This is a genomic window from Tumidithrix elongata BACA0141 (assembly GCF_036349135.1).
Lineage (GTDB): Bacteria > Cyanobacteriota > Cyanobacteriia > Pseudanabaenales > Pseudanabaenaceae > Tumidithrix > Tumidithrix elongata.
In genome coordinates, this window is the sequence record NZ_JAZBJZ010000001.1 from 58,497 (window position 1) to 72,288 (window position 13,792).

Here is a 13,792-nt window from a genome sequence, read left to right on the forward strand (position 1 = left end):
CTAAGCAATTATTGATATAACCCCTCACGAAACCGCTATGCTGGTGTGAGGGGTTATTTTTTTCTTTAGCAATCTTTTTCGTATGCAACTCAATCGCATTATTGCTCTTGTCTTGGTCGCTGTCTGTTTCGTTGCTGCCATTTTTGGGATTCAACGCCAAAGCGAAGAAGCATTTAACCTGCGTCAAGCCTTGGATCGATCTAGCGATCGCTTAGAACTGGTCTCATTAGATGGTGTGATTACAGGCGTGAGGGCTTCTTCGTCTGGAGCTATGGCAGTACGCAATCGCTTACTCGATCTGAAAAAGATAGACTCTGTAAAAGGAGTCCTGTTATCGATTAATAGTCCTGGCGGAACTGTGGGCGCGAGTAAAGAAGTCTACGAAGCTGTTAAGCAATTACAACAGATCAAGCCTGTGGTTGTGAGTATGCTCGATCAAGGTACTAGCGGTGGTTACTACATTGCCAGTGCCGCGACAAAAATCTACGCCAATGCAGGTACGCTAACGGGCAGTATCGGCGTAATTCTCAATGGGTTTAACGTGCGCGAGTTGCTCAATCGCGTCGGTATCGAACCACAAACAATTAAAACAGGGCCCTATAAAGATATTTTTTCCTCCTTTCGTCAGCTAGGTGAGCCTGAGCGTCAGTTGCTGCAAGATTTACTGCAAAACACCTATCAAGAGTTCATTACCGATGTGTCTAAAGGACGCAATATGGATCTAGAGACGGTACGCAAACTCGCCGATGGTCGCATCTATACAGGTCGCCAAGCTAAAGAGAATAAGTTGGTCGATGAAATCGGTACGCTTGACGATGCGATCGCCGATCTCCGCAAACTCGCCCGAGCTAAATTTAATCTACCCGATATCAAAGAGTTGCCGATTGAGCGCAGCCCAAATTCTGTAGAACGTCTTTTGGATCAATTGTTGAATAAAGCGGATTTGTCTTTAAATTTAGCTTCTCCCCTGTCAAAAAATCTAGATTCTTTAGTCCAGAGATTCTTTCAACCAAATTCTGCTGGACTGTCTAGCAACGATCCACCCGTTCTATTAATGCCAAGTTGGTTTAATTAAATTCTCTACGTTCAGAATTTGAGTGATGAGATGGACAGAAGTCTTTGGTTTAGTTATCTCATACCACTTTCAAAAAATGATGCAACGCATCTTTTTGAAAAGACCGCGCTCAGCGCGGAACCTAAATCCCGATCTGTCGCAAATTTAAGAGAAATTGGTATCAATTGAGGAGATGAATAGAATGGCAAGCAAATTAAGTCGGAAATTACAGCTTGGCTTGGGGATTGTATGTTTGATTTGTTTGTTTGAACAGGTCGCGATCGCTAAAAATCCAGAAACAGCTCAAGGTGAGAAAGCGCGATCGTCGCTAATTTCACAGTCGGGATCTGCTACCGATATGCTGAAGAACGATCTTGCCGATTTGATGAAGCCAGAGCTTCCCTCTCTATCCTCTAATCTGTTACTTCAAGAACTGAATGACAATCGCGCCACACATTTAGTTTTAAGTATTAGCGAGCGTCAAGTTTATGCCTATCAAGATGATCGCATTCTCAAGCAATTTCCAGTTGCCGTGGGCAAGGGTGGATGGGAGACGCCTACAGGAGAATTCAAAATCCTTAGAATGATCCGCAATCCCGCTTGGCAGAGCCCTTGGACGGGCGACGTTATCCCTCCTGCGGAAGATAATCCCCTCGGTTTGCGATGGATTGGCTTTTGGACAGATGGAAAAGATACCATAGGTTTCCACGGAACCCCCAATGAATCGCTGATCGGGCAAGCGGTTTCCCATGGTTGTGTCAGAATGCGCAATCGCGATATTGTGGCACTATTTGAATTGGTGGAAGTTGGAATGCCCGTTAGGGTGATTCCCTAAGGACCCACAAGCAGAAAGTTTGAGAATTACCCCATCTATGTCCTATAGCTATAAATTTCCTAGACCCGCACTAACCGTCGATTGTGTGGTGTTTGGCTTAGACGCTCAGGATTTAAAAGTCATGCTGATCCAGCGAGCGATTCCTCCCTTTCAAGGGCAATGGGCTTTGCCCGGCGGATTTGTGCGAATGGATGAGACCCTAGAAGAGGCGGCAATGAGGGAACTCAGGGAAGAAACGGGAATCAGAGAAGTCTTTCTAGAGCAGCTTTATACCTTTGGGAATCTCGATCGCGACCCACGCGATCGCGTCGTGACCGTGGCTTACTATGCCCTAGTCAATTTGAGTGAATATCATATTCAAGCAACCACAGATGCGAAGGACGCCGCATGGTTCTCTATAACTGAAATACCTACTTTAGCCTTCGATCATGAGAGAATTCTATCTGTAGGGTTGGCTCGGCTAAAGGGGAAACTGCGCTACGAACCGATCGGCTTTGAACTCTTACCGAAGAAATTTACGCTCTCGCAACTGCAACGACTCTATGAAACTGTGTTGGGAGAGACGTTAGATAAGCGCAATTTTCGCAAAAAGATTCTCAGTATGGGGTTACTGATTGGTTTAAATGAGACAGAAAAAAATGTCACCCATCGTGCCGCGCAACTGTATGAATTTGATGAAGCTACCTATCGCCAGTTAAAAGAGAAGGGCTTCAATTTCGAGGTCTAATTCCAGACCCCAACTTATTGGAATCAAAAGACGCTCTCCCTCCTTAGTGAGGAACAAGGCTAGCGCACCGATACTTGATTTCCAGTAATGAATGGAAGTTGTGCGCTACCTTTAACCGAGATTTTGACTATCTAGCAATTATCTCTTTTGAGGATTGTCCGTCGCGCTATTTGGCGTAGTTGTGGGTGACTGCTTCGGATCTTTAGAATCTTTAGAATCATTCGTAAAGGGTTGCAACTGTGTTTGCGCACCAGCAATGCGATTGACTTCATCTTTGTACTGAGCAGGCGCTAAATCAGCCGCTTTGGCAAATAGGGCTTTTGCCTCATCTTCTTTACCTTGAGCGCGTTTGACTTGGGCTTTACTGACGACGGGGCGAAAGTTTTTGCTGTCTTCTTTAATAAGTTGATCGAAGGCTGCGATCGCTTCGGCAAACCGATTTTGACGACGATAGACCTCCCCTAGCATCCACTGCACGTAGGGCTTATCGATCGTATTGGGCTGAATTTTGTTGGCGGTGTCAGCGGTTTTTAAGGTGTCTTGGATTAAACCAATGGCAGCTTCAGGCCGATTGTCCTGCACTTCCATAGCAATTAAGCTATCGAGGGCAATTAAGTTACCAGGCTTTGTGGTCAAGATTTTACGATATTCGGCGGCCGCAGAAATGCGATCGCTCAAATTAATATAGGTTCTTGCCAAAACCAACCGATATTCTGGCTCATCAGGAAAGGCATCGGCTAGAGTCTTTAGTGGCTCAATAGTACCCTTGACATCGCCTAACTGATTGCGCAGGTTGATTAAGCCCACCAAGGCAGTTTGGTTTTTGGGTTCGCGCTTTAGGACTGCCTCAAACCCCTCGATCTGAATTTTAATTTTTTCTTGCTCTGTCGTAGCTTGGGTGTCATTTTTTGCCTGCTGGGAGGGTGCAGGTGTTAGGATGCCTCCAAGTAACGGCGCGATCGAAATACCCATAAACGAAAGTGTGACGATAATCAATACGCCGTTGATAATCCATTGTCGAGCCGTACGTTGTGCCACAATAACTAACCTAAACCCTATTTATTAATTTGAATTTGATTTTATGTTGATTTTACTTTGCAAATATAATGCCCTTTACGCTTTGGTTTGACATTTTGCAGAATGCTTAGACTTGACAAAGCATAGTAGCAGAGTATTTTTATTTTGACAGGGCAAGCATATCTATTTTTTTAATTCCGAGAAACTAGATAAGGATGTCTAGGAGGATTGGGGGATTCTTCACCATCCTAATTTTATTTACGCAACCTTTATTTATAGATAGGCATCCCCAAAAATTTGTTTCATCATAACAAATTAGCAGTTAACCCAAGACGCTAGTAAAGCAGCGATTATATGGCCAGGCAACCCGAACAGTTAAATTTTTTGACTCCTAACCCCAATCAAGGACAGATCATTCCCACTGCCCTGCATACAGAAATGCAGCAGTCATACCTTGAGTATGCAATGAGTGTAATTGTGGGACGGGCTTTGCCTGATGTACGCGATGGGCTAAAACCCGTGCATCGTCGCATTCTCTATGCCATGCATGAGCTAGGGCTCGTACCCGATCGCCCCTATCGCAAATGTGCCAGAGTTGTGGGAGATGTGTTGGGTAAATATCACCCCCACGGCGATCAGTCGGTTTACGATGCCTTGGTACGCTTGGTACAGGACTTTTCTAGTCGCTACCCCCTGTTGGCAGGGCATGGCAATTTTGGCTCTGTCGATAACGATCCGCCTGCTGCCATGCGGTATACCGAGTGCAGACTTGCACCCATCGGCAACGAGGCCTTGCTAGAAAATATTAACGAGGCTGTCATTGACTTTACGGACAACTTTGACAGTTCTCAACAGGAACCGGTCGTCCTACCCGCACAGTTGCCCCTACTGTTATTAAATGGGGCATCGGGGATAGCCGTGGGGATGGCAACCAATATTCCTCCTCACAATCTCAGAGAGGTGGTGGATGGGTTGATTGCCTTAATCGATCGCCCCGACTTGCCCGATGATGAGTTATTTAAGCTGATCCCTGCACCAGACTTTCCCACGGGTGGCATTATTCTCGATCGCGCGGGAATCCGAGAAGCATACACGACGGGCAAAGGCAGCATTACGATCCGAGGCGTGGCAAGGGTCGAAGAGGGCAGTGGGACGGGGCGCAAGAAGCAACGACAAGTAATTATTATCTCCGAGCTACCGTTTCAGGTTAACAAAGCTGCCTGGATCGAAAAGGTGGCCGAGTTGGTGAACGCGAATAAAATGGACGGCATTGCCGATATTCGCGACGAAAGCGATCGCACGGGCATGCGGGTGGTGATCGAGCTAAAAAAAGAAACCAATCCCGATGTCTTGCTCGATCAACTGTACCGACAAACCACCCTACAGGTAAATTTTGGCGCAATTATGTTAGCTCTGCGCGGCTCATTGCCCAAGCAGATGAATTTGCGCGAGCTACTGCAAGAGTTTATTAGCTTTCGCGAGGAAACCCTTACCCGTCAATATCGCCACGAGCTAGATAAAGCCCAACAACGTTTGCACCTCGTCGATGGGTTGCGCTTGGTTCTAGAGGATCTAGACCGATTGATTACCGTACTGCGTTTTGCTGCCGATAGTGCGGCTGCCAAGTTGGAATTGCAAACACAGTTTAGCCTGTCAGAAACCCAAACCGAAGCGATTTTAGCCATGCCTCTGCGCCGCCTAACAGGCATGGAGCGACAAAGCTTGCAGGCAGAAATGCAGGAATTGCAACAGCAAATTAGGCGACTAGAGGGACTGCTCGGCGATCGCCGCGAATTGCTCAAAGCGCTCAAAAAAGACCTACGAAATCTCAAGAAAAAGCATGGCGACGATCGCCGCACGCGCATAGCTTCAGTCGATGCGATTCCAGCAAGTGGCGTGCATCCTAGTCCTGTAATAACCCTTAATGCTGAGGCTGAACTCCTTGACGAGGCAGAAGTTGAGCCAAATCCTAAAGCAAGGGGTAGCCGAAATACGAACGGATCGAGAACAGAGAAAGCTACAAACAAGGATTTAAATGGGCAAGAGGTAAAGAAAGCTACCAAGAAAGAGTCAAAAGACCTATCTCAAGCATCTCTGCTACAGGAAACCAATGGTTCGATTTTGCCATCGGGTTTTCTAAATATCCAAGCCCCAGTTGAGGATGTGACCTTACAACTCACCCATAAAGGCTATATCAAGCGTTTCGATGCCAATACCCGTGCGAATCCTGACACAGCATTTCCCGATGATGTCACCACGGTAATTTATCCAACGCGTACCGATTGTGAATTGATCGTGCTCACCAGCAGTGGTAAAGCCGTCCCTGTCTCCATCGCGAATATCCCCAAACCGCAAGGCAGCAAAGGTCGCGGTACGCCTCTCATTACGCTGCTTCCCGACGCCACCGATCAGATCGTTTCTCATCTGGTCTGGGACAAAAATCCTGAAACCACAGCGAGTTTGGTACTGCTGACCGCTCAGGCAAAAATCAAGCGATCGCCCCTCTCTGAATTTGCAGGCATGAATACCAGAGGGTTAGTAGCTGCCAAGCTAAAAGACGACGATCGCCTGTGTTGGGCAGAGGTTGTAGGATTTGACCGACAAATCGCGATCGCTACCTCGGCGGGGCGCATTCTCAGAATGCATGCCAATGAGGAGCAGATTCCCACCTTAGGGCGATCGGCGATGGGTAATTTGGCAATGCGGCTGCGTAGCACAGAGTCTTTGGTCGGAACCGTTGCCTTAGATTTAGAGACTGCTCCTGATACCGAACTAATTTTAGTCACGGCTCAAGGCTTTGCCAAACGCATTCGGGCTGATGCACTCAGACTCTCGCCCCGTGGCAGTATTGGCTCGCAGTCCTTTCAATTTCTGGCGAAAAATGATTATCTTGCCGCGATCGCATCTATCAACCCAGACTCGGAGCTAGAAACAGTGACCTTCTTGATCGCCCAAGAGGGGGATATGCAGGCGCGGACAGTTCAAGTACCTCTGGCGTTAATTCCCCTAGAAGTACCGAATACGCAGGGCAGTTTGGTATTTACAGGCGAGATTGCGCTAGCCCGTACAGAGAGGGTCGTGTATATCGCTGTTGGCGGATAAGCGATTGCAGTTTTTCGCGTTTGTTTAAACTTGCGCGATTAATGTGCGGTGACGCGGGCTATTAGAGGTAAGGGTTTGATGCTTAAAGCCTGCCGTTTCAATTGCTTGCTGAAGATCTAGGGCAAAATATTCATCCAAATAGGGCTCCGTGCTTTTGAGGAGCGTGAGGATATAGGGTGGCATCTTGGCATAGATTTCTGACTGAGGATTCATGTCCATAATCGCCAAATGTCCCTGTGGACGAAGAATGCGTTTGGCTTCTTTGATAATCTCGATCGCCGCAGTTTGGGGCAATTCGTGGTAAACCAAAAAAATTGACACCAGATCGAAGGACGCATCCGCAAACCCTGTGGACTCAGCCGCCGCATGTACCCAGTCGATCGCATAGTCAGGATGACGCTGACGGGTGTTGTAGTTGGCGATCGCGAGAAAATTGGGGGACAGATCTAAGCCCGTAATTTTTGCCTGTGGGTAGGTGGCTTGCAGGGCAAAGGTACTCATGCCCACGCTACAACCCACATCGAGAATATCCTTGGGGGAAGTTGAAATTTGGGTAGTAAGAATATCATGATAACTCTGGCGCAGTTGAGCATCACCCTTCGGATCGTCCTTTTTCCAAATCCGCGAATGCACGGCATAGGCAGCCACTTCGACTTCAGTTGCCGCTTCCCAGCCCAAATTCCCCCGATCGTAGGCATGAAAAGGACGTAGATAATATTCAGGATATTTCAGGTTCGGATTTTCTACCTGTGCCAAGTCGCTTTCCAAATCTTGCGATCGCAGTGTTGCCACAATATTTCTCCAAGCTACACCCATCGACTCAGCGCGTTCAATCATCATTTTGCGGGCTTGATGCTTGGCGAGCTTTGCTAGAGGTTTAATTGCCAACACCCCATTCACAAGGCGAGAGGCTAATCTGGGAGCAGGATTAGGTGTGGTTGTAGCAGGCATAATTGGAATTCTTAGGATAACTAGGTTTCATTATGCCAAACTTGTCGGCAAATTTTCGCGATCGCTTATTCCCGAACAGTCGCGAACAACCGCGAATAAGCGATCGAATTTAATCTATCCGTGCTATAAATTATCGGCAAAAGCAGGGAATAATCAGGCAAAATCTGCCCACTAAAGGCATTGCCAAAACTGCCATGGTTAAAAACGGGATTGCACTAGATGTCTGAAACGATTATTCAAGTCGAGAATCTCAGCAAAAAATACATCATTGGTCATCAGCCCCAAGAACGCTATGTAGCGCTGCGAGATGTACTTACAAATGGGATAAAGTCCTTAGGGCAAAGATTACGACCTTCTAAACAGCAAGTCCCCGATCCATGTCATGAAGAGTTTTGGGCATTACAAGATGTTTCCTTTGAGGTAAAGCGAGGCGACAGAATTGGCATTATCGGACGTAATGGCGCAGGCAAATCCACTCTACTAAAAATCCTTAGCCGTATCACAGAACCAACAAGAGGACGAATTGCAATTAAAGGAAGGGTTGCCAGTTTATTAGAAGTAGGTACAGGTTTTCATCCTGAGTTAACTGGGCGAGAGAATATCTACCTCAATGGCGCAATTTTGGGGATGAGTAGAGCAGAGATTGGGCGTAAGTTTGATGAGATAGTAGCATTCGCCGAAGTAGAGAAGTTTCTAGATACACCTGTGAAGCGCTATTCGTCAGGTATGTACGTACGATTAGCATTTGCTGTAGCAGCACATTTAGAACCAGAGATTTTAATTGTAGATGAAGTTTTAGCAGTTGGAGATGCGCAGTTTCAGAAAAAATGTTTGGGAAAAATGGAGGATGTGGGAAAGGAAGGAAGAACAGTTTTGTTTGTGAGCCATAATATTGAAGCCATTAAAACCTTATGCACAAGAGGATTATTATTAGAAAAAGGAATAATTAAACTACAAGAAGATGTTTACACTGCTGTTGATTTGTACAGTCAACTAAATTTAAATTCAGGCATTAATCATATTGCAAATATTCCACTGACAAGTAGCTTACTGCTGGAGTCTTTCACATATAAAATCTTTTCCAATGAATTGGAGTTCTCTCTAAAAATCAGATCGCACAAAGAAGACTCCTATATTTTGTCAGCCGTCATTCTACTTTACACAATAACAGGAGTTAGATTAGCACTAATTGACATCGGCAATAAGCAGCAAACAAAAATTCCACTTTATGCTAATCAAACCATAAATTACTTTGGCAAAGTTAGAGATTTAAATCTTATACCTGGCAACTATAAATTAGGCTTCGCTATCCAAACAACATCTGGATGGATTGACAGATATCAAATCCTAGATGTTTTGATAGAGGAATCAATAAATCAAAATTCAACGATATTTAAATATCCCTCTACAGTTAGAGGAATTATAAATCTAAAATATGATGTTGAGATGTCCATAATCTAAATAACTTAATCAATTTGTTCAATAAGTCTATGAATAAAAGCATCGATTCTGAGATTACTGTCGTCATATTTTCTTGTGAAGGAAGAGAGCATCTTTTACCAGCTACCATCGCTTCATTTGATAATGCCTTAAAATATCAGTTCCATAGGCGAATTTTAGCCTTAGATGGAAGTTATAGACATCAGGATTTTGATTTCGTAAAACCAGATTTGATAGTCCATAGCTATATACGTAGAGGCTACGTTCAGAGCATTATAAATGCCTTAGCTTTAGTTGACACTGAGTTCTTCTTTTGGTTAGAAGATGACTGGCAATTCACCCAGCCAATTGAGTTAGAGCATTTGTTAAACTTATTACAAAAAAATCTTGATTGGTTACAAATTCGTTTTAGTAAAACTGCTCCACTGACTCAAGAAGAGAAAAGAAATCCAGTTACCCCAGAAATTTTTGAATCTATTTACGGATTTTCAGCTAACCCTTGTATATGCAGAACAAAATTAGTTCGGTTAGGGTTTGAGGCTTTACAGCAATTACCTAAAGACAAATTTACTGGGTTTGAAACGTTTCTTTCTAATTGGTGTATTTCACAAAAAAAAATATGTGCAGTATTTGATCCAAAAGATAGTGCAACAGTTATTCACACTGGTTATTTGGAAGGTACTCCTCGCCAGTGGCATATGACAGCATCCCTAGCTGGAAAAGCCGATAAATATTTATCTAGCATGGGTCACACATTAGCACCCTCAATTCTTCAAAAAATCTCGATGCTTTATAAGTTAATAAAGGTATTACTTTCTCTTTCCATTCATCAATTTTGGAACCGCGCTGCTTATGACTTAAGTTTTCGGATCGTATCAGTTACTAAGCAATTTAAGAAAAGTTAAGAGACTTGTGAAGAAACTTGACTCCACTCAGCTAACGCTAGGTGAGCAGAGTCGAAATCATTGGTATTTTAATTCATAGCAAATCCTTAAATATTTTCTTGATACTAAGATTCCACCAAAAATCAAGAAGTATACATTACCTGATCTGATTAGTATTTTAGAGTTAGGAAAAAATATGAAAAAAGTAAAAAACTCCTTCGCATTCCGATCTGGCGGAATATACAGATTTTTAGTTAAATTATTTCCACCCCCTTACTTTAGATTTCGCCCTAAAGCTCCAATTTTATTTCTCTCTATGTGTGGATATAAACATCTTGATTTACTTCAGCAGAGCCTCCAATCTCTTCATCAATCTTGGACTGTAATTCCTAAGCTGCAGATATATTCGGATGGCACTGTAAAGGTTAATGAGATCGAAAGAATGTTGCTTTGGTGGAAAGGAGAAAAGAAAATTTCTTCATGGGAAACATGTTTTCTCCCCACATCGGGCTTAGACTCTAAAATCCTGCTTGAATTTGCTCGAAGCAACCCAGTTGGGAGGAAGTTAGCTGTAATTCTCCACCATGGTCGAAATGAACCAACCTTGTGGTGTGACACTGATATTCTTTGGTTTTCACAACTTCCTTGTTTACAAGATTTACTTCAACTAGAGTCCGATCTTGTTCTGAAGACAAGTAGTGATTATCAATCTGCCTATGGTTCTTTTGTAGACACCTTACCTCATCTCAATCAGTATCCATATATCAATACAGGGATTGTTTATTTGAATGGCGATCTTTTAAACAAACTAGATCTAGATAATCTCCTAAAAAAAGCGAGCAATTTCTCCGATCACTTTACTGAACAGGCAATATTGGCAGAAGCCGTTTTTCAAGTCGGACTTCCCTGTTGGTCTATTGATGAGATTTTTTGTGGTGCAAATGATAATCAGACATTGGCAATCACATATGAATCAAAACCATGGATTGCTAGGCACTATACTGGCTTGGTACGTCATCTCTTTTGGCGAGATACACTAGCTCTGAAACTCGGAATAAAGCGAGAAAAGAATGATTAAAAATTCTTACAGATCTGTTTTAACCATAGCCACTGGTAAACCGATTTATATCCAAATGGCAGTAAACCTTGCACGCTCTTTCAAATGGTGGCATAAAGATAGTTCTATTAAATTTGCGATCGCTACTGACCAGAAAGAATTAATTCCTCCTGATTTGCCAGATATTCAAATTATTGAATTGCAACCAGGACAGTATGGACAGGGTTTCTCTCCCAAGTTGCATTTAGATAAACTTGCCCCAGCAGATCGCACTCTTTTTGTGGATGCCGATTGTCTGTGTGTTGGCTCCTTAGAATTTGTCTTCGAGCGCTTTGCCGGTCATGCTGTATCCGTTGTAGGTGGAACCATCTCTCAAGGTGAATGGTTTGGCGATGTCAAAGCAGTGTGTGCTAGCTTTGGATTGATATCGCTCCCTAAGTTTAATGGAGGAGTCTATTATTTGGAGAAAGGTGAGGAAAGCTGTAAAGTCTATGCAACTGCTCGTGAACTGGAGCCGCGATATGATGAGATTGGCTTAGTAAGGTTACGAAATCGACCAAATGATGAGTTACTCATGGCGATCGCCATGGCTTCTCACTGTCAAACCCCAATTCCTGATGATGGATCGATTATGGGCGATCCTCAAGCCTGTCCTGGAAGACTATTAGTTGACGTATTACGGGGTGAATCGAAGTTAAGTAATCCACCAGTGCCTCATTCAATGCATCAAGCATGGTATCCTTTTACTGAAATAAGTCCAGTTTTAGTTCATTTTCTTGGACACCACACGACAATTTATCCCTACAAACGTGAAGAGTTACGACTAGCATTAACATCTGGTCAGAACTGGCCAATTTGGTTAGCAGATGCTTTTTCGACTCTATCGATCTCTTTCCCTTTATTGACTAAGCGTGTTTTCAAAGATATACTTCGTCCTTTCTACCATAAGTTGTTTGGCAATAGAGCCGTCTCAGTTTCTGACCGTTTGTAAATGGAGATGCATTATTTATGACTGATGCTATTACTTATACGTCAGACTACTTCCAAAGCGGAATTTTCAAAACAGATTACCAAACTTTTGCTTTGGCAATCATGAAAATCTATAGCCCCAAAACATTGGTGGAACTTGGTTGCGGCCCTGGGCATCTTAGCAGAGAACTTGCAAAACTAGGGGTACAAGTTACAGCAATTGATGGTCATTCTCAACCAGATTTTTCGAATTTATCGGTAGAGTTCTATTCTTTAAATCTCAACGATCCTTCGGCTATTCTAAAACTTCTTACTGGAAAATATTTTGATCTAGCGATTTCTGTAGAGGTAGCAGAACACTTACAGCCAGGAACTTCGCCTAATTTAGTAAATTGGCTGACCCAACTTGCTCCGATCGTAGTGTTTTCTGCGGCAGTTCCCGAACAGGGTGGACATGGTCATATCAATCTTCGTACCCGAGATTACTGGAACAACTTGTTTGCCCAAAAACACTTTGTTATAGCTGATCGCATAAGGGAGAAATTACGCGATACTGACAATATTGCTCCTTGGTATCGCTTCAATGTTACAGATTATGTTTCTGTCGATCATCCTTTAGTTCCAGAACTCTCTGAAGTTATTCATCGCTTAATTGCGTCGGAGTCTGCTGCAACTACAGCTTACTATAAGGAATCTACAAAACTACAACTAGCAGAAACCCTTTTGAGGTACGCACCCATACAATGGTATCTAGAACTTCGGCAAATTGCTAAACGCCTTCTTGGGAAAGAATAGTTATGGATGTGGATGTTTCGGTAATAATTCCTACCTACAACCGCCTTTGGTGTCTTCCCAAAGCGATCGAATCCTGTCGTAGTACAAAATTTCGGACAGAAATAATCGTGGTAGATGATGGTAGTAATGATGGCACTTGGGAATGGTTGCAGATCCAAAAAGATGTTGTGCCAATCTATCAACCCAATCAAGGTCAGACTTGGGCAATCAATCGAGGCTTTTCTGTAGCTAAAGGAAAATATATTCGGTTTCTTGATTCAGACGATATACTCTGTTTGGGTGCAATTGACAAACAGTTTGAGACGGCGGTTGCAACTGGAGCAAATCTAGTATATTCCCGTGTCGATGCAATGAACTATGCCACTGGAGAAATCATTGAACATTCCGAACCAGCTTTTTGGGATGACTTCTTAGCAGTTCAATTGGGTGAAGGATATGGCAGCCATTTTTTGGGAATGCTATTTGAGCGAGATTTGGTCGAAAAAGTGCCCCGTCGTCCCGATTTCGCCTATCGCGAAGATCGTATGTTCTTACTGGAAGTGGGTTTACTAAATCCTAAATTAGCTCACGCTTCTGGATGCGCTGGTTATTGGATTAGACATGAACGGCAAATGCAAGCGAACTATCGGGGAATTAAAGCTATAGTAACAAACTGGCAGCATTTAGGAATTTATAAATATATTTTGCATAATTTAGAGCAACGTGGAGAACTCACCCAACGTCGTAGAAAAGCTGCTTGCAGAGTTCTTTGGCCATTAGCTCATTGGATTGCTTACACGCATCTGGATGAGGCCTGTGAAGTTGTTGAGTGGATTTATCAATTAGATCCTGAGTTTCAACCATACGATCTAGGAATACTCGGGAAATTTTATCAGCATTTAGGTTTTAGAAACACTGAGAGAATATTACGATTCAGGCGTAATACTTTAAAAATTGCTAAAAAAATACTGCAGAAGTAAAG

General features: G+C 43.5%; 12 protein-coding genes. 10 read left to right on the forward strand and 2 right to left on the reverse strand.

All coding sequences use genetic code 11. The features are described 5' to 3' along the window. Positions 1-82: 82 nt before the first annotated feature. The 3 genes from sppA (at position 83) to V2H45_RS00245 (ending at position 2,616) form a co-directional block, all read left to right on the forward strand. The gene (sppA, locus tag V2H45_RS00235; protein WP_330481587.1) at positions 83-1,075 is read left to right on the forward strand and encodes a signal peptide peptidase SppA; all 993 of its coding nucleotides are present in this window, start codon (positions 83-85) and stop codon (positions 1,073-1,075) included. A gap of 181 nt (positions 1,076-1,256) precedes the next feature. Continuing rightward, complete coding sequence (locus tag V2H45_RS00240; protein WP_330481588.1) at positions 1,257-1,889, forward strand: L,D-transpeptidase; 633 nt, start codon at positions 1,257-1,259, stop codon at positions 1,887-1,889. Between the two features lie 37 nt (positions 1,890-1,926). Next, positions 1,927-2,616, forward strand: coding sequence for an NUDIX hydrolase (locus tag V2H45_RS00245; protein ID WP_330481589.1), 690 nt, complete (start codon positions 1,927-1,929; stop codon positions 2,614-2,616). Between the two features lie 138 nt (positions 2,617-2,754). On the opposite strand, the gene V2H45_RS00250 is transcribed toward V2H45_RS00245, so the two are convergent. After that, positions 2,755-3,654, reverse strand: coding sequence for a tetratricopeptide repeat protein (locus V2H45_RS00250; protein ID WP_330481590.1), 900 nt, complete (start codon positions 3,652-3,654; stop codon positions 2,755-2,757). A gap of 333 nt (positions 3,655-3,987) precedes the next feature. Between V2H45_RS00250 and V2H45_RS00255 the strand changes: the two genes are divergently transcribed. Then, positions 3,988-6,735, forward strand: a complete 2,748-nt coding sequence (locus tag V2H45_RS00255) for a DNA gyrase/topoisomerase IV subunit A (protein ID WP_330481591.1) — start codon at positions 3,988-3,990, stop codon at positions 6,733-6,735. Positions 6,736-6,759: 24 nt separating this feature from the next. On the opposite strand, the gene V2H45_RS00260 is transcribed toward V2H45_RS00255, so the two are convergent. Continuing rightward, the gene (locus V2H45_RS00260; protein WP_330481592.1) at positions 6,760-7,686 is read right to left on the reverse strand and encodes a class I SAM-dependent methyltransferase; all 927 of its coding nucleotides are present in this window, start codon (positions 7,684-7,686) and stop codon (positions 6,760-6,762) included. 219 nt (positions 7,687-7,905) lie between these two features. Here V2H45_RS00260 and V2H45_RS00265 point away from each other — a divergent pair, with 219 nt between their 5' ends. The 6 genes from V2H45_RS00265 to V2H45_RS00290 all read left to right on the forward strand — a co-directional run bounded on the left by V2H45_RS00265 (position 7,906) and on the right by V2H45_RS00290 (position 13,790). Beyond that, complete coding sequence (locus tag V2H45_RS00265) at positions 7,906-9,147, forward strand: ABC transporter ATP-binding protein (protein WP_330481593.1); 1,242 nt, start codon at positions 7,906-7,908, stop codon at positions 9,145-9,147. Positions 9,148-9,176: 29 nt separating this feature from the next. Then, positions 9,177-10,031, forward strand: coding sequence for a hypothetical protein (locus tag V2H45_RS00270; protein ID WP_330481594.1), 855 nt, complete (start codon positions 9,177-9,179; stop codon positions 10,029-10,031). Positions 10,032-10,206: 175 nt separating this feature from the next. Then, a complete protein-coding gene (locus V2H45_RS00275) occupies positions 10,207-11,088 on the forward strand; it encodes a hypothetical protein (protein ID WP_330481595.1) in 882 nt (293 codons plus the stop codon). Further along, positions 11,081-12,058, forward strand: a complete 978-nt coding sequence (locus V2H45_RS00280) for a hypothetical protein (protein ID WP_330481596.1) — start codon at positions 11,081-11,083, stop codon at positions 12,056-12,058. Before V2H45_RS00275 ends, V2H45_RS00280 begins: the two co-directional genes overlap by 8 nt. Before the next feature lie 17 nt (positions 12,059-12,075). Further along, a complete protein-coding gene (locus tag V2H45_RS00285; RefSeq protein ID WP_330481597.1) occupies positions 12,076-12,831 on the forward strand; it encodes a class I SAM-dependent methyltransferase in 756 nt (251 codons plus the stop codon). Positions 12,832-12,833: 2 nt separating this feature from the next. Continuing rightward, a complete protein-coding gene (locus tag V2H45_RS00290) occupies positions 12,834-13,790 on the forward strand; it encodes a glycosyltransferase family 2 protein (protein WP_330481598.1) in 957 nt (318 codons plus the stop codon). Positions 13,791-13,792: the final 2 nt, after the last annotated feature.

Excerpts from the sequence above, each read along its gene's own strand:
- sppA (WP_330481587.1), top strand. The coding sequence starts at position 83 with ATGCAACTCAATCGCATTATTGCTCTTGTCTTGGTCGCTGTCTGTTTC.
- V2H45_RS00240 (WP_330481588.1), top strand. The coding sequence starts at position 1,257 with ATGGCAAGCAAATTAAGTCGGAAATTACAGCTTGGCTTGGGGATTGTA.
- V2H45_RS00245 (WP_330481589.1), top strand. The coding sequence starts at position 1,927 with ATGTCCTATAGCTATAAATTTCCTAGACCCGCACTAACCGTCGATTGT.
- V2H45_RS00255 (WP_330481591.1), top strand. The coding sequence starts at position 3,988 with ATGGCCAGGCAACCCGAACAGTTAAATTTTTTGACTCCTAACCCCAAT.
- V2H45_RS00260 (WP_330481592.1), bottom strand. The coding sequence starts at position 7,686 with ATGCCTGCTACAACCACACCTAATCCTGCTCCCAGATTAGCCTCTCGC.
- V2H45_RS00265 (WP_330481593.1), top strand. The coding sequence starts at position 7,906 with ATGTCTGAAACGATTATTCAAGTCGAGAATCTCAGCAAAAAATACATC.
- V2H45_RS00270 (WP_330481594.1), top strand. The coding sequence starts at position 9,177 with ATGAATAAAAGCATCGATTCTGAGATTACTGTCGTCATATTTTCTTGT.
- V2H45_RS00275 (WP_330481595.1), top strand. The coding sequence starts at position 10,207 with ATGAAAAAAGTAAAAAACTCCTTCGCATTCCGATCTGGCGGAATATAC.
- V2H45_RS00280 (WP_330481596.1), top strand. The coding sequence starts at position 11,081 with ATGATTAAAAATTCTTACAGATCTGTTTTAACCATAGCCACTGGTAAA.
- V2H45_RS00285 (WP_330481597.1), top strand. The coding sequence starts at position 12,076 with ATGACTGATGCTATTACTTATACGTCAGACTACTTCCAAAGCGGAATT.
- V2H45_RS00290 (WP_330481598.1), top strand. The coding sequence starts at position 12,834 with ATGGATGTGGATGTTTCGGTAATAATTCCTACCTACAACCGCCTTTGG.